Source organism: Haemophilus haemolyticus, from assembly GCF_001008205.1.
In the GTDB taxonomy this organism is placed as follows: Bacteria; Pseudomonadota; Gammaproteobacteria; order Enterobacterales; family Pasteurellaceae; genus Haemophilus; species Haemophilus haemolyticus_Q.
On sequence record NZ_LCTK01000031.1, the window covers coordinates 101,829 to 117,634 of the forward strand.

At 39.7% G+C, this 15,806-nt stretch carries 14 protein-coding genes and 1 tRNA gene; 9 read left to right on the forward strand and 6 right to left on the reverse strand.

Going from position 1 to position 15,806, the window contains the following annotated elements; translation table 11 throughout:
• Positions 1-12: 12 nt before the first annotated feature.
• Positions 13-420 (reverse strand): PRD domain-containing protein, encoded by a 408-nt coding sequence (locus tag AAX18_RS07230; protein WP_046953411.1) that lies wholly within the window; start codon positions 418-420, stop codon positions 13-15.
• 113 nt (positions 421-533) lie between these two features.
• On the opposite strand from AAX18_RS07230, the gene AAX18_RS07235 reads away from it, so the two are divergent.
• From AAX18_RS07235 to purT, 4 genes are all read left to right on the forward strand, one after another.
• Positions 534-1,136 (forward strand): beta-phosphoglucomutase family hydrolase, encoded by a 603-nt coding sequence (locus AAX18_RS07235; protein ID WP_005629401.1) that lies wholly within the window; start codon positions 534-536, stop codon positions 1,134-1,136.
• Positions 1,136-1,609 carry a YqaA family protein gene (locus tag AAX18_RS07240; RefSeq protein WP_005629400.1) on the forward strand — a complete coding sequence of 158 codons (474 nt, stop codon included), beginning with the start codon at positions 1,136-1,138 and terminating at the stop codon, positions 1,607-1,609. The genes AAX18_RS07235 and AAX18_RS07240 overlap by 1 nt, the downstream gene beginning before the upstream one ends.
• 332 nt (positions 1,610-1,941) lie before the next feature.
• Complete coding sequence (gene luxS, locus AAX18_RS07245; protein ID WP_005629399.1) at positions 1,942-2,445, forward strand: S-ribosylhomocysteine lyase; 504 nt, start codon at positions 1,942-1,944, stop codon at positions 2,443-2,445.
• Between the two features lie 8 nt (positions 2,446-2,453).
• A complete protein-coding gene (gene purT, locus AAX18_RS07250) occupies positions 2,454-3,635 on the forward strand; it encodes a formate-dependent phosphoribosylglycinamide formyltransferase (RefSeq protein WP_005629398.1) in 1,182 nt (393 codons plus the stop codon).
• Between the two features lie 111 nt (positions 3,636-3,746).
• Here purT and glpC read toward each other — a convergent pair whose 3' ends face one another.
• From glpC to glpA, 3 genes are read right to left on the reverse strand one after another with little or no spacing between them, the layout of a single operon-like run.
• Positions 3,747-5,027, reverse strand: coding sequence for an anaerobic glycerol-3-phosphate dehydrogenase subunit GlpC (gene glpC / locus AAX18_RS07255; protein ID WP_005629397.1), 1,281 nt, complete (start codon positions 5,025-5,027; stop codon positions 3,747-3,749).
• 11 nt (positions 5,028-5,038) lie between these two features.
• Positions 5,039-6,337: a glycerol-3-phosphate dehydrogenase subunit GlpB gene (gene glpB / locus AAX18_RS07260; RefSeq protein WP_005626937.1), complete on the reverse strand. Its 1,299-nt coding sequence runs from the start codon at positions 6,335-6,337 to the stop codon at positions 5,039-5,041.
• On the reverse strand, positions 6,327-8,018 hold the full coding sequence (gene glpA / locus AAX18_RS07265; RefSeq protein WP_005629395.1) for an anaerobic glycerol-3-phosphate dehydrogenase subunit A: 1,692 nt from the start codon (positions 8,016-8,018) through the stop codon (positions 6,327-6,329). Before glpA ends, glpB begins: the two co-directional genes overlap by 11 nt.
• A gap of 293 nt (positions 8,019-8,311) precedes the next feature.
• On the opposite strand from glpA, the gene glpT reads away from it, so the two are divergent.
• From glpT to glpK, 4 genes are all read left to right on the forward strand, one after another.
• Positions 8,312-9,754, forward strand: coding sequence for a glycerol-3-phosphate transporter (gene glpT, locus AAX18_RS07270; protein ID WP_005626932.1), 1,443 nt, complete (start codon positions 8,312-8,314; stop codon positions 9,752-9,754).
• Positions 9,755-9,855: 101 nt separating this feature from the next.
• Entirely contained in the window at positions 9,856-10,950 is a 1,095-nt protein-coding gene (glpQ, locus tag AAX18_RS07275; RefSeq protein WP_005626929.1) for a glycerophosphodiester phosphodiesterase, read from the forward strand.
• A 231-nt stretch (positions 10,951-11,181) separates the two neighbouring features.
• Positions 11,182-11,976: an MIP/aquaporin family protein gene (locus tag AAX18_RS07280; protein WP_005626927.1), complete on the forward strand. Its 795-nt coding sequence runs from the start codon at positions 11,182-11,184 to the stop codon at positions 11,974-11,976.
• A 20-nt stretch (positions 11,977-11,996) separates the two neighbouring features.
• Positions 11,997-13,508, forward strand: coding sequence for a glycerol kinase GlpK (gene glpK / locus AAX18_RS07285; RefSeq protein WP_005626924.1), 1,512 nt, complete (start codon positions 11,997-11,999; stop codon positions 13,506-13,508).
• A 76-nt stretch (positions 13,509-13,584) separates the two neighbouring features.
• On the opposite strand, the gene gpt is transcribed toward glpK, so the two are convergent.
• Entirely contained in the window at positions 13,585-14,052 is a 468-nt protein-coding gene (gpt, locus tag AAX18_RS07290) for a xanthine phosphoribosyltransferase (protein ID WP_005626922.1), read from the reverse strand.
• A gap of 106 nt (positions 14,053-14,158) precedes the next feature.
• On the opposite strand from gpt, the gene pepD reads away from it, so the two are divergent.
• Entirely contained in the window at positions 14,159-15,613 is a 1,455-nt protein-coding gene (pepD, locus tag AAX18_RS07295; protein ID WP_046953412.1) for an aminoacyl-histidine dipeptidase, read from the forward strand.
• A 96-nt stretch (positions 15,614-15,709) separates the two neighbouring features.
• On the opposite strand, the gene AAX18_RS07300 is transcribed toward pepD, so the two are convergent.
• A tRNA-Sec gene (locus tag AAX18_RS07300) sits at positions 15,710-15,804 on the reverse strand.
• Between the last annotated feature and the right edge of the window lie 2 nt (positions 15,805-15,806).

Here is a 15,806-nt window from a genome sequence, read left to right on the forward strand (position 1 = left end):
TAAGTTTAAAAACTAGGTCATTTTTTTATGAGTGGGCTTATTTATTACCACATGCTTTAATTGTTTCTGCTCAAGAACCAAAGAATGAATGTTCGCTAAAAAATAAGTTTGTTCTGCTTCAGGAATGGAAAACGGCATCAACTTGAGTAAATCTTGATGAATGGCTAAAACTTGTGGAAAAATAACCGCACTTTGAATTTCTTTAAGCATTTCTGGATAAAGTGGTGAAACGCAACCCCCTCGTTCTATTCGACCTAAGCTACAAGCAATGTGCAGCAACATAAAATCCACTTGAGGCGTATTCACATCAGCTTGCCAGTAATAAGCTAATCGATCTCGTAAACGAAATACCACATCAATAATAGATTGATTTATTTGCCTGCGAATTTTCCAACGTTCTAGTTGCTTAAATAACCGCATTTGTTTTATTAGTTCAAAATTTGTTCACTAATTTACCGCACTTTACTGAAATAAAACAGTGCACAGATCACAGTTTTGTAGCAAAATGGTAAAAAATTTGTAAGGATGTAAAAATGTTAGATTATGAGATGTTCAATCCATATGAAGGATTGATTTTTGATATGGATGGAACTTTAATCGATACCATGCCCGTGCATGCGCAGGCTTGGACGATGGTGGGAGAGCGATTTGGCTATGAATTTGATTGTCAAATTATGTATAACTTTGGTGGAGCGACGGTTCGAACCATCGCGGAGGAAATGATGAAAGCGGCGAATATGCCACTAGATCGAATTGAGGATGTGCTGGCTGCAAAACGTGAGTTGTCTTATCAACTTATTCCGACTCAATCAAAGTTATTGCCAACCTTTGAGATTGTTAAATCCTTCCATCAGAAAAAGCCGATTGCTCTAGGTTCTGGCTCACATCGTAAAATTATTGATATGTTGATGGATAAACTGGCTATCGCACCTTACTTTAATGCCATTGTCAGCGCAGATGATGTAAAAGAACATAAACCACATCCAGAAACTTTTTTACGTTGTGCGGAATTAATTCAAGCGAATCCAAGTCGTTGTATCGTATTTGAAGATGCGGATTTAGGTGTGCAAGCGGGATTAAATGCGGGAATGGACGTGTTTGATGTGCGTACACGAGAAATCATTTCGCCAAGATAATGGATATTTTTTCATTTTTTAGCGCTGATTTTTGGCAAACTCATGCGTTATGCCTTATGTTTTTTAGTGCATTCTTGAGTGCAACGGTATTACCAGGTAATTCAGAAGTTATATTTGTTGCGCTTGCTGTACCTAAATTAATGTTAGGTTCTTTATTTAACGCAGATATATTAGCTCTAATATTGATTGCAACCGCTGGAAATAGCTTAGGAAGTTTAACCACTTACGGGATTGGGCGATGGATGCCAAAATTTGATCCAAAAAATCACCGCACTTTATGGGTCACGAATCAGATAAAGCGTTATGGGGCGATTACTTTACTTTTAAGCTGGCTACCTGTCGTTGGTGATTTATTTTGTGCCATAGCAGGTTGGTTAAGATTAAATTTTGTGGTAAGTAGCGTCTTTATCTTTCTTGGAAAACTGGTTCGTTATGTTGCGTTATTGTTTTTTAGTGCACCATTCTTATTATAAAATGCGCAAGAAAAAGCCCCACAATGAATGCAGGGCAAATAACCTAAGGAACCAATTTTATTAAAACAACTGCAAGTTGCTTGTTCTATGAGACTAGCACTTTATAAGAAAGTTCAAATTTTTCTGAAAATTTTTTAAATAAAAATTCGGGATAAAAAAAGCCCCACAATGAATATGGGGCAAATAACCTAAGGAACCAATTTTATTAAAACAACTGCAAATTGCTTGTTAAATAAGACAATGAACCTTGCCATAAAGTTCATTAGAATTTGCAAAAAAATGAACATTTATTCAAATTTATTTTTAATTTACTGATTTATAAGGAAAACTTTATGCCATTACTTGATAGTTTTAAAGTGGATCATACCAAAATGAATGCACCAGCAGTACGTGTTGCAAAAACGATGCGCACGCCAAAAGGTGATGACATTACTATTTTTGATTTACGTTTCTGTATTCCAAATAAAGAAATTCTTCCTCCAAAAGGTATTCATACGCTTGAACATTTGTTTGCGGGTTTTATGCGTGATCATTTAAATAGCGATAGCGTTGAAATTATTGATATTTCTCCGATGGGATGTCGCACGGGATTCTATATGTCCTTGATTGGTACGCCAAATGAACAGCAAGTAGCACAAGCTTGGCTAGCTTCAATGAAGGATATTTTAGGTGTGCAAGATCAAAAAACTATCCCTGAATTAAATATCTATCAATGCGGTACTTATACGGAACATTCTTTGGAAGAAGCACACGAAATTGCAAAAAATGTTATCGCACGCGGTGTAGGCGTGAATAAAAATGAAGATTTGGCACTCGATGATTCGTTATTAAAATAGGAGAAATCATGACAACACTTGGCACAGCATTAACCCCTAATGCAACCAAAGTAATGATGTTGGGTTCTGGTGAACTAGGTAAAGAAGTAGTGATTGAATTGCAACGTTTAGGCGTTGAAGTTATTGCAGTTGATCGCTATGAAAATGCCCCAGCACAACAAGTGGCACATCGTGCATATACCATTTCTATGTTAGATGGTGAAGCATTGAAAGTGCTTGTGGAGAAAGAAAAGCCTGACTACATTGTTCCCGAAGTTGAAGCTATTTCGACTGCCACTTTGGTTGAATTAGAACAAGCCGGCTTTAATGTTGTGCCGACTGCAAAAGCAACTCAACTTACGATGAATCGTGAAGGGATTCGTCGTCTAGCTTCAGAAGAGTTGGGGCTACCAACTTCGCCTTACCAATTTGTAGATAATTTTTCAGACTTTCAAAGTGCGGTCGAAAAAATTGGTATTCCTTGTGTGGTGAAACCGATTATGTCTTCTTCTGGACATGGGCAAAGCATTTTAAAGTCTAAAGATGATATTCAAAAAGCTTGGGATTACGCGCAAGAAGGCGGGCGTGCAGGTGCAGGTCGAGTAATTATTGAAGGTTTTGTCAAATTTGATTATGAAATCACGTTACTGACAGTACGCCATATCAATGGTACAAGTTTCCTCGCGCCAATAGGTCATCGTCAAGAAGATGGTGATTATCGGGAATCTTGGCAGCCTCAAGCTATGTCGGATATTGCACTATCAAAAGCGCAATCGATTGCTGAGAAGATTACTGGTGCATTGGGTGGATTCGGTATTTTCGGTGTAGAGATGTTTGTGTGTGGCGATGAGGTAATTTTCAATGAAGTATCACCGCGTCCTCATGATACAGGAATGGTAACGCTGATATCTCAAGAGCTTTCTGAATTCGCTTTACATGCTCGTGCGATCTTAGGTTTACCAATCCCTGAAATTACGTTGATTAGCACATCGGCGTCTAAAGCTATTGTTGTGGAAGGCAAATCACAAAATGTGCAATTTGGTGGAATCGAAAAAGCACTGGCACAACCTCATACTAATATTCGATTATTTGGTAAGGGTGAGGTGAATGGTCATCGACGCTTAGGCGTTTTACTTGCGCGTGATGTATCCGTTGAAAAAGCGTTGGAAAAAGTAAAACAAGCTTATGAACAGCTAGAAATTAGTTTATAAAAATCGAAAGTGCGGTAAAAATTTATCGCATTTTATTAAATGACTAACAATCGATTTTTTAGAGATATTAGTCTCATAAAAAACGCACTTTCTACAAAGTGCGTTTTATTTCTAAGAATCCATCGACATACAGAGTAAGGTTAATGGGTGAATACAGGTCACGTTAGATGACATATCAATTTGCCATTTACAGGTTTGACATTCAGATATGACGTAATCAAATCCACCTTCGTTAATGTTATCGAATAGGTTTTTACCAATAGATTGTGAAACCTCATAGTTTTCTGATTTAAAGCCATAAGTCCCAGCAATGCCACAGCATTGGCTAGGTAACATGATGATTTCTAAACCAGGAATTTTTTTCAACACTTCCAAAGTATAAGGTGCCCAACCTGCTTTATCTACGTGACAAGCGGTGTGATAAGCCACTCGAAGTTTAAGTGGTTTCAACGGTAATGTTTTACCTTCTTTGAAAAGTTGGTATAAGAATGGCGTCACCATATGAATATGCGGACGCACTTTAGCATTGTCGATGCCTAAAATATGATGATATTCGTCACGTAGATTAAGTGAACAACTTGACGCTTCACTGATCACGTCTAGTCCATTTTCATCTACCATTTTTCCAATGTAATCGGTATTGAACTGTGCGATATTACGTGCACGTTCAGGGAAACCGTTCACCATTAATGGTAAACCACAGCATTTTTCTTTTTCTAGTAACATCACCCCAATGTTCATCGCATTGAACACTTTAAGGAATTCTTTACCAAGCTGCGGATTATTATAGTTCACATAACAACCATGATAATACGCGACTTTACGCTCAAATTTTTGTTGGTCTTGTAACGCATTTTTCATATACCAGCTACGGAACGTACCAAACGCATATTTAGGTAAAGTACGTTCTTTACTGATTTTAAGCGTTTTTTCCAACATAAATTTGGTCGCTTTTAGGCTTGTGATGGTGTTTACTATCGGTGCCAATGGTGTATTGATTTTCCCCATTACATCAGTGTTACTTAAAATCGCATCACGCAATTTATTCATTAACGGTTTTTTAGACTGCGCTAAATGGTTATTACGCGCACGCACAATTAAATCACCAATTTTCACATCAGATGGGCAAGCCACTTCACAACGTTTACAGTTGGTACAATATTTAAGTGCTTCATCGTAAAGTTCAGCTGATTTTAAGCGTAAACGCTCACCATCTGGACCAGATTGTTTTGGGCCAGGGTAAAGCGGATTATTGCGTGAAACCGGACAAACAGCGGTACAAGCCGTACATTTAATACAGCTTTCAAAACTTTCGTCGATATATTTATGGCTTTCAGGTGAATTAAGGGATTGTTTTGCACTATCAATGAGTCGTTGAATATTATTATCCATATTATTCCCCCTTATTTCGCCAAGATTTCATCAGCAACCGCCAAGGCAGTTACAACTGCGACACCCGAACCACAACCAAGCTCAAGCGCATTAAACCCACCAATTACATTACCGACGGCATATAAATTCGTTAAATATTGACCGCTCTTTTGCACTTGGCATTGAGCATTAATTGCTACACCAGCAGATTGGTAAGGTTGTGGATGAGCAAAACGATGAGCAGTCCAAGTGAAACGATCTTTATCGTTAAACCCTTCAACACCGATAATATCGGATTCAAAAACTGGCTCATAAATTTTATCGAATTCGGAAATGAGTCCTTTACTGAAGAAACTTCCTGAAGCTAGTACGAAATTATCTGCAGTAATTTCTTCATCTTCGAGCAAGCGAGTGTTGATACAACGGACTTGATTTCCTTCAAATGTTGCGTTCAATGCACTATCACCATTAATCATTAAACCACCAAGGGATTCAAATTTACGGCGTAATTGAATACGTTGACGCATACCGAGTAATGATGGTGGCAACGTTGGCAATTCAAATAATGCGAGCTTAGTTGCATCACGAAGTGCGGTCATAAATTCTTGGTTTTCTAAACCAAAACAAGCCGGTAAAAATACCGCTTCTGCACCTTGCGCTGATTCAATAATTTCTTTAACGAGATCATTGAACGCAAGTTTGTGCTCTAGAAGTTGAGAGATATTTACACTACGGAACTCACGAGCATTTTTGCGAAGCTCGTCTAATTGTGGAATATTTAAGAAACCACTGGTCACCTCACAATGTTCAAATTGTGTGTTTAACACTAAATTTGCCGCTAAAAGTTGCGGTTGAAAATCGTGATAACCTTCGATACCAAGCACTGCAATACGTTTATGTGGAAAATGTTCATTACCTTGCACAGTTGGCACACTGTTTGGTGAAAGCCATGCACCACGTAAACTGCCTAAACCTGTTACACGCCAGTGATTTTTTTCCGTAGAACCAATTAAATCAAGATTTAATTCATTGGCTAAACGTTCAAAATCTTGTGCTTTAGCAAGCACTTTCTCTGCGCCCAATAAACTATAAGGGTGAGCAGGTAATTCATTACGAAGTGCGGTGATATTTTCTTTTAAATTTTCTACCGCGCGACCTTCTCCATTTGAAGTTGATGGCATACGGCTTAATAAATCTAAAGAGCCAGATGCAAAATCAATGGCTGCTTGACCGTTGTTGATAATCACGCAACGTTTGCCGCGTTGTTGAAGGGCGATGCCACAGGTTAAACCCGCCAAACCACCGCCAATAATAGCTACATCAAAATTCATTGCTATCCGTCCCTTGTTGTGCTTGTTCATCAAGCGGTTTCACATCATTCAAACCTAATACACTACCATACATCCAAGATGTAAATTCGGCTTCGCGAATAGCTTCACCCCAAGCAATCGGCTCAATACCACGCCAGCGTTCTTCCATAAAAGCAGAAAGTTGAGTGGTTGATTGAGTTGGTGTTGCCACTTCAAAACGGTTCATTAAGCCTGCTGCACGACATGCACAAAGCTCAGCTTGACAAGTCCCCATGCCAACACGTGTACGGCGGCGTAAATCCACAATGTTATTTACACCGAGTTCATCAATTGCATAGCGAACTTCGCCCGCCGTCACTGCTTCACATTCACAAACCATTGAACGATCTAAACGTTCTTTTTCAAGCAAACGAGTAGCGCGTGAACCATGACGATACACAGCAGAATAACGAATAGTACTTGGTAATGAAATGACTTTTTGGTTGGTCTCTTGACGGCTTTCAGTAGAGCCAGGTAGAGGTTGCTCCGCTGTTACACAACGAGCCGTTTTATTGAGTTTTTTACAAACAAGGTCAGTCGCCCATTCAGCCATTAAACGATAAGTCATTAACTTACCACCAGTGATTGTAATAAAGCCATCTAAGCCATCACGTTCTGCATGGTCAAGTAACACAATACCACGGCTCACATTACGACCTGATGGATCATCATCACTTGCAACTAATGGACGTACCCCAGCATAAGCACGTAATACGCGAGTATGACGCAAGCTCGGTGCAAGTTTTTCACCTTCACGGAAAAGAATATCTACTTCTTCTGGCGTCACTTGCATGTTATCGATTTGATCATAAGGAACACGACTTGACGTTGTACCAATAACACAAATTGTATCGCCTGGAACTAGAATATCCGCATCAGCTGGTTTACGGCAGCGGTTAATTACAAGTTTATTAATGCGATGACCCATTACAAGCAATGCACCTTTCGCAGGGAACATTTTGATTTTGAGATCGGCATATTCCGCAATTCCTTGTCCCCAAATACCACCAGCATTCACAACAAGCGGTGCAAAAAATTGGCGTTCTCTACGATTTTTGTGATCGTACACATTCACACCAATCACTTTTCCACCTTCACGAATCAAATTTTTTACTTCGCAATAAGTGAACATTTTTGCGCCGTTTTCTGTCGCATCCATCATATTAGAGGCGGTTAAACGGAATGGGTCAATAGAACCATCTGGCACAACGACAGCGCCCACTAAATCTGGGTTTACAGAAGGCTCCATAATTTTAGCTAAGTCAGGATCAATAGCTTGCGCATCAATTCCAGATTTTGCACAGCTCTCAAGGAAGGTTTTTTGATAGTCGAGAGAATCTTCAGGCAACGTGATAAATAAGCCTTCCGTTTCATCTACGCAATGACGCGCAATTTTGCGCAAAATACGGTTTTCTTTAATACATTCTTCAGCAGATTCTTGGTCGTTCACGGCATAACGCGCACCACTGTGTAATAATCCGTGGTTGCGTCCTGTCGCACCCGTCGCGATATCGCGGCGTTCCAATAAAATACAATCAATGCCACGAAGTGCACAGTCACGTGCAATACCTGCACCCGTTGCGCCACCACCGATAATAATGACATCGGTACTGAGTGGCGAAAAATCTCCAACATCTTTGTACATGCTAGGCGATAATCCCATGTTTACCCCCAATTCCCAAAATTTAACAAAAAAGTAATATAAAAATCACAGGCATTGTAGAGAAGTGCGGCCAAATTAACAACATTTTGAGCGCAAAAGAAAACAATTTTGTGATACCGATCACAATAATTTTCGCATTCGCTCAAATGGTGTAAAAATTTTGTGAAACACTTCACATTTTTTACTTTTTTTACTTCCTTATTTTTTATTTTCTTTTATTATGCGCCTATCCCTTACTGTCTAATAAAGGGTGAATAAAACTTACACATAATTAAAAGTTGGAGAAAAAAATTATGTTTGGACCATTCAAACCCGCTCCGCATATTGCGGAACTTCCAGCGGAAAAAATTGATTCCACGTATAAACGCTTACGTTGGCAAGTATTCGCAGGGATCTTCTTTGGTTATGCCGCATACTATTTCGTGCGTGCAAACTTTGACTTAGCACAACCTGGTTTAATTCAAGCTGGTCTTTATACAAAAGCTGAGCTTGGTGTAATCGGTTCTGCAGCTGGCCTTGCTTACGGTTTATCAAAATTCGTAATGGCTGGTATGTCTGACCGTTCTAACCCTCGTGTATTCCTACCATTTGGTTTATTACTATCTGGTTTATGTATGACCTTAATGGGTCTATTCCCATGGGCAACCTCAGGCATCGCTATCATGTGGGCGATGATCTTCTTAAATGGTTGGTTCCAAGGTATGGGTTGGCCTCCATGTGGTCGTACAATGGTACACTGGTGGTCTAAATCAGAACGCGGTACTATCGTATCTATCTGGAATACCGCGCACAACATCGGTGGTATGATGCCAGGTGCAATGGTGCTATTAGCAAGTGCTGTCTTCTTCAGCACTCACGGTGTTGAAGCACAAGCAAAAGACATTTGGCAACAATCTCTCTACTATCCAGGTATTGCTGCAATGATCTGTGCAATTCCTGTTTACTTCGTCATGCGTGATACTCCACAATCTTGTGGTTTACCGTCAATCGAAAAATGGCGTAATGACTACCCAGATGACTATAACGAAAAAACTTACGAAAACGATTTAAGCACAAAAGAAATCTTCGTAACTTATGTATTGAAAAACAAATTGTTATGGTACATTGCGATTGCTAACGTATTCGTATATTTAATCCGCTACGGCGTATTAAAATGGTCTCCGGTTTACTTGAGTGAAGTAAAACACTTCAACATCAAAGGTACCGCATGGGCATACACAATCTATGAATTAGCAGCGGTTCCAGGTACATTATTATGTGGTTGGGTATCAGATAAAGTATTCAAAGGTAAACGTGGTTTAACAGGTTTCATCTTCATGATCTTAACCACTGCAGCGGTTGTTGCATACTGGATGAACCCAGCTACACCAGAAGCTGAATTAGCAAACTATAGCGCATGGTATCAAAACCCATACCAATTAACTGACTTCATTTTAATGACTTTAATCGGTTTCTTAATCTACGGTCCTGTAATGTTAATCGGTTTACATGCTCTTGAGTTAGCACCGAAAAAAGCAGCAGGTACTGCAGCAGGTTTCACTGGTTTATTCGGTTACTTAGGCGGTACTGTTTCTGCATCAGCAGTTATCGGTTGGGCTGCTCAACATTACGGATGGGACGGTGGTTTCTACGTCATGATCGGTGGTGGTGTCTTAGCGGTGTTATTACTCTTCATCGTAATGGTTGAAGAAGGTAAACACAAAGCGAAATTAGGCGATACTTACGGTACTAAATAATTAGCTTAAAAAAGGCGGCGGGCAAATGCTTAGTCGCCTTTTTTGTAACTAAAATCTAAAAACTCTATAAAATTTACCGCACTCTTAAGGAGAAAATACTTATGAAACTTAAAACTTTAGCCCTTTCTTTATTAGCAGCTGGCGTACTTGCTGGTTGCAGCAGCCATTCATCAAGCATGGCAAACACCCAAATGAAATCAGACAAAATCATTATTGCTCACCGTGGTGCTAGCGGTTATTTACCAGAGCATACTTTAGAATCTAAAGCGCTTGCGTTTGCACAACATGCTGATTATTTAGAGCAAGATTTAGCAATGACTAAAGATGGTCGTTTAGTGGTTATTCACGATCACTTTTTAGATGGATTGACTGATGTAGCAAAAAAATTCCCACATCGTCACCGTAAAGATGGTCGTTACTATGTCATCGACTTTACCTTAAAAGAAATTCAAAGTTTAGAAATGACAGAAAACTTTGAAACCAAAGATGGCAAACAAGCACAAGTTTATCCTGGTCGTTTCCCACTTTGGAAATCACACTTCAGAATTCACACCTTTGAAGATGAAATTGAATTTATCCAAGGCTTAGAAAAATCGACTGGTAAAAAAGTAGGGATTTATCCAGAAATCAAAGCACCTTGGTTCCACCATCAAAATGGCAAAGATATTGCAGCTGAAACGCTCAAAGTGTTGAAAAAATATGGCTATGATAAGAAAACCGATATGGTTTACTTACAAACTTTCGACTTTAATGAGTTAAAACGTATCAAAACAGAATTACTTCCAAAAATGGGCATGGATTTGAAATTAGTTCAATTAGTGGCTTATACAGATTGGAAAGAAACGCAAGAAAAAGATGCAAAAGGTAAATGGGTAAACTACGATTACGATTGGATGTTTAAACCAGGTGCAATGGCAGAAGTAGTGAAATACGCTGATGGTGTTGGCCCTGGTTGGTATATGTTAGTAGATAAAGAACAATCTAAACCAGGCAACATTGTATACACACCATTAGTAAAAGAGCTTGCTCAATACAAAGTTGAACTTCATCCATATACAGTGCGTAAAGACGCATTGCCAGAGTTCTTCACAGATGTAAATCAAATGTACGATGCATTATTGAATAAATCAGGTGCAACAGGCGTATTTACTGATTTCCCAGATACTGGCGTGGAATTCTTAAAAGGGAAAAAATAATATCCCTCACAACCGTGGGTAAACATACCCACGGTTAACTAGGTTTCTATATCGAAGAAGCCAAAAGTCTACTCTAACTGAGTGACATCATAATCAATCTAGGTGTTCTAACCTAGAATTCAAATAAGGAGGCTATTTCAAAATACTCCGTATTCTTTTCTAATAAATTCTTCTTCCCTTTTATTTAGGGAAAACACCCTTCATTTCAACCGCACTTCTAAGGAGTGATCTATGGATAAATCATTAAAAGCGAACTGTATTGGCGAGTTTTTAGGTACAGCCTTATTGATTTTCTTTGGTGTGGGCTGCGTTGCAGCACTAAAAGTAGCAGGCGCTAGTTTTGGCTTGTGGGAAATCAGCATTATGTGGGGGATGGGCGTTGCACTTGCAGTATATGCAACAGCTGGTTTATCTGGCGCACATTTAAACCCAGCAGTAACCATTGCCCTTTGGAAATTTGCTTGCTTTGATTGCAAAAAAGTAATTCCTTACATCATTTCACAAATGCTCGGCGCATTCTTTGCTGCAGCATTAGTTTATGCCTTATACCACAATGTTTTTATCGATTATGAAACTTCTCATAACATTGTTCGTGGTACACAAGAAAGTTTAAGCCTTGCGGGTACATTCTCCACTTATCCTCATCCAAGTTTAAGCATTGGTGGAGCCTTTGCTGTGGAATTTGTGATTACTGCAATTCTTATGGCATTAATTATGGCATTAACTGACGATGGAAATGGTGTACCTCGTGGTCCACTTGCTCCATTACTAATTGGTGTATTAATTGCAGTTCTTGGTGGTGCTATGGGCCCTTTAACAGGTTTTGCCATGAATCCAGCACGTGACTTCGGACCAAAATTCTTTGCTTACCTAGCAGGCTGGGGCGAACTCGCTTTAACTGGCGGACGCGAAATCCCTTATTTTATCGTTCCAATGATTGCACCTGTTTTAGGCGCATTAGCTGGTGCATGGTTATACAAAAAAGCAATTGGCGGCAATTTACCTTGTAATTGCGGCTGCGAATAATTATTTGAAGGAGTAATACTATGACAGACAAAAAATACATCATTGCATTAGACCAAGGCACAACAAGCTCTCGCGCAGTATTATTAGATCATAATGCGAATGTGGTTGAAATTGCACAACGTGAATTTACTCAAATTTACCCTCAAGCAGGCTGGGTAGAACATAACCCAATGGAAATTTGGGCAACTCAAAGCTCAACTTTAAACGAAGTCGTTGCAAAAGCAGGCATTACATCTGATGAAATCGCCGCTATAGGTATCACCAACCAACGTGAAACCACCATTGTATGGGAAAAAGCAACGGGTATACCTGTTTACAACGCTATCGTTTGGCAATGTCGCCGTACAGCAGACATTACCGATAAATTAAAAGCCGATGGTCATGAAGAATATATTCGTAATACCACTGGCTTAGTGGTTGATCCTTACTTCTCTGGTACAAAAGTGAAATGGATTTTGGATAACGTTGAAGGAGCTCGAGAAAAAGCGGAACGAGGAGAATTATTATTTGGTACCGTTGATACTTGGCTTGTATGGAAACTGACTCAAGGCCGAGTGCACGTAACCGATTACACCAATGCATCTCGTACCATGTTATTCAACATTCATACCAAACAATGGGACGACAAGATGCTTGAAATCTTGAATATTCCTCGTTCAATGTTACCTGAAGTCCGTAATTCTTCTGAAATTTACGGCCAAACCAATATCGGTGGTAAAGGCGGTGTTCGTATTCCTGTTGCAGGGATTGCTGGTGACCAACAAGCTGCTCTTTACGGACATCTTTGCGTACATTCAGGCCAAGCCAAAAACACTTATGGCACAGGCTGCTTTATGTTACTCCACACAGGTAACAAAGCCATTACATCCCAAAATGGACTACTCACAACTATTGCTTGTAATGCAAAAGGCGAACCAGAATATGCCTTAGAAGGTTCTGTATTTATTGCAGGTGCATCAATCCAATGGCTCCGAGATGAACTCAAAATTGTTCACGATAGTTTTGACTCTGAATACTTCGCCCAAAAAGTGACTGATAGTAATGGCGTATATGTTGTTCCAGCTTTCACTGGGTTAGGTGCACCATATTGGGATCCGTATGCGCGCGGTGCAATTTTTGGTCTTTCTCGCGGAGCAAACCGTAATCATATTGTTCGTGCAACCTTAGAATCTATTGCTTACCAAACCCGCGATGTCTTAGAGGCTATGCAATCAGATTCAGGTGAACGCTTACAATATCTCCGTGTAGATGGCGGCGCAACCAACAATAACTTCTTAATGCAATTCCAAGCTGACATTTTAGATGTAAATGTTGAGCGACCAGTTGTAAAAGAAGTGACTGCTCTAGGTGCTGCTTATCTTGCTGGTTTAGCAACAGGCTTCTGGAAAGATTTAGACGAGCTTCGCGATAAAGCCCGAGTAGAACGCACCTTCAGTCCCGACAGCGACAATGAAAAACGCGAACGTCGCTACAAAGGCTGGAAAAAAGCAGTTAAACGCTCATTAGAATGGGCAAAAGAAGATGAAGAATAATTTATAATTCTCATACAAAGAGCGGTCAAAATTTCTTTTATTTTGACCGCTCTTTTATTCTGTATCTGTATAAAAATTATTTTCTAGATAGAGGTGGAACAAAGGTTAAACCTAAATCCCAAGGTTGCTCAATCCAAGTATTTTGTGGAATATCAATTACGTAATCATCCACTAATTCTGCACCTGCAGGTTTTGCAAATACAGTCACAAATTTTGCATTAGGGTACATTTGACGAATCGCACGCGCTGTATTACCCGTATCAACTAAATCATCTACCACGATAAATCCTTCACCACCATCTGGTACTTGAGCGGAATGAAGAACTTGTAATTCACCTTGATTGTTATGATCGTGATAACTTGCGATACAAACAGTCTCAATATGGCGAATACCTAACTCGCGAGCCAAAACAGCTGCTGGAAATAAACCACCGCGACTCACCGCAATAATACCTTTCCATTGAGAAGCCGGAAGTAAACGTTCAGATAATTTGCGGGCATGCATTTGGAACATATCCCAAGTCACCACATATTTTTCGCTCATAATTGCACCTTAGAAATTTATCGATAAATAAAAATTGCGTAAGGATAACCCGAAATGGCGTTTTATGCTATTATTTCATGAAATTTTTCAGTAAAAAGGAGTGACTATGTCTGAAATTACAACACTTAAACCAGCATTACTCTGGAAATGGTTCGATCAAATCTGTGCAATCCCTCACCCTTCTCATCATGAAGATGCGTTAGCTAACTTTATTGTAAATTGGGCGAAAGAAAAGCATTTTTTTGTTGAACGCGATGAAGTTGGGAATGTCCTCATTCGTAAACCCGCTACGAAAGGAATGGAAAATCACACGCCTGTTGTTCTACAAGCGCACTTAGATATGGTGCCACAGGCTAATGAAGGCAACCCACATGATTTTACCAAAGATCCTATTCAACCTTATATTGACGGGGAATGGGTGAAAGCACGAGGCACAACACTAGGAGCTGACAATGGTATCGGTTTAGCCTCTACGTTAGCGGTGTTAGAAAGCAATGATTTAGCGCATCCACCTCTTGAAGTGCTTTTAACAATGACAGAAGAAACAGGGATGGATGGCGCAAAAGGCTTACGTCATAACTGGTTACAATCTGAAATTTTAATCAATACAGATACCGAAGAAATTGGCGAAATTTACATTGGTTGCGCGGGTGGCATTAACGCAAACTTTGAAATTCCAGTTCAATATGAAACCAATACGTTTGAACACAGCGCACAAATTATCCTTAAAGGTTTACGTGGCGGCCACTCTGGCGGCGATATCCATACAGGGCGTGCAAATGCAATCAAAGTGTTAGCACGAGTATTAGCAAAACTCTCTCAAAATGAACCGCACTTTGCTCTCTCTGAAATTCGTGGTGGCTCAATTCGTAATGCAATTCCTCGAGAAGCTGTAGCCGTATTAGCCTTTAATGGCGATGTAAAAGCCATAGAAAGTGCGGTAGAAAATCTGTCGATTGTTCTTAAAGAAGAATTAGCAATTGCAGAACCTAATTTCACACTTTTTGTAGAATCAGCAGAAAAAGCCCCTGCCGTATTCACCGCACAAAGTACTCAAACAGTAATTAACGCACTCAACGTATTGCCAAACGGCGTAATCCGCAATAGTGATGTAGTTAAAAATGTTGTAGAAAGCTCATTAAGCGTTGGCGTATTGAAAACAGAAGGAAATGTTGTAAAAAGCACCATTTTAGTTCGTTCATTAATTGAAAGCGGTAAATATTACGTGACTGAAATGCTTAGCTCACTTGCAATCTTAGCGGATGCAAAAGTCGAGTTTTCTGCGCCTTATCCGGGCTGGCAACCGGTAAATGACTCAACTATCTTAGACGTTACTCGCAAACATTATGCTGAAGTGCTAGGCTCGCAACCTGTAGTGAAAGTCATTCACGCAGGATTAGAATGTGGGCTTTTAAAAGAACATTATCCACACATTGAAATGATTTCTATCGGGCCAACAATTCGAAATGCTCACTCACCAGATGAGAAAGTGGAAATTGCAACAGTGCAAACCTATTGGGATTTATTGACAAGAGTACTCGCAGACATTCCAGCAAAATAATTAGGTATTAATCCTAAAGGGCGGTCAAAATAAAAAACGGTTTTGGCCGCTTTTATTTTTATAAAAAATAGAAATGATAAAAATGAAATATATAGATGGCGGAGGGGAATGGGAGTCGAACCCACCCAAGAACGCTGGCGTCCTCAACAGGATTTGAAATCCTGCCACCTCACCGGAGATGACGCCCCTCCGT

Excerpts from the sequence above, each read along its gene's own strand:
- glpK (WP_005626924.1), top strand. The coding sequence starts at position 11,997 with ATGACAGACAAAAAATACATCATTGCATTAGACCAAGGCACAACAAGC.
- AAX18_RS07240 (WP_005629400.1), top strand. The coding sequence starts at position 1,136 with ATGGATATTTTTTCATTTTTTAGCGCTGATTTTTGGCAAACTCATGCG.
- purT (WP_005629398.1), top strand. The coding sequence starts at position 2,454 with ATGACAACACTTGGCACAGCATTAACCCCTAATGCAACCAAAGTAATG.
- glpA (WP_005629395.1), bottom strand. The coding sequence starts at position 8,018 with ATGGGATTATCGCCTAGCATGTACAAAGATGTTGGAGATTTTTCGCCA.
- gpt (WP_005626922.1), bottom strand. The coding sequence starts at position 14,052 with ATGAGCGAAAAATATGTGGTGACTTGGGATATGTTCCAAATGCATGCC.
- pepD (WP_046953412.1), top strand. The coding sequence starts at position 14,159 with ATGTCTGAAATTACAACACTTAAACCAGCATTACTCTGGAAATGGTTC.
- glpB (WP_005626937.1), bottom strand. The coding sequence starts at position 6,337 with ATGAATTTTGATGTAGCTATTATTGGCGGTGGTTTGGCGGGTTTAACC.
- glpT (WP_005626932.1), top strand. The coding sequence starts at position 8,312 with ATGTTTGGACCATTCAAACCCGCTCCGCATATTGCGGAACTTCCAGCG.
- AAX18_RS07280 (WP_005626927.1), top strand. The coding sequence starts at position 11,182 with ATGGATAAATCATTAAAAGCGAACTGTATTGGCGAGTTTTTAGGTACA.
- AAX18_RS07230 (WP_046953411.1), bottom strand. The coding sequence starts at position 420 with ATGCGGTTATTTAAGCAACTAGAACGTTGGAAAATTCGCAGGCAAATA.
- glpQ (WP_005626929.1), top strand. The coding sequence starts at position 9,856 with ATGAAACTTAAAACTTTAGCCCTTTCTTTATTAGCAGCTGGCGTACTT.
- glpC (WP_005629397.1), bottom strand. The coding sequence starts at position 5,027 with ATGGATAATAATATTCAACGACTCATTGATAGTGCAAAACAATCCCTT.
- AAX18_RS07235 (WP_005629401.1), top strand. The coding sequence starts at position 534 with ATGTTAGATTATGAGATGTTCAATCCATATGAAGGATTGATTTTTGAT.
- luxS (WP_005629399.1), top strand. The coding sequence starts at position 1,942 with ATGCCATTACTTGATAGTTTTAAAGTGGATCATACCAAAATGAATGCA.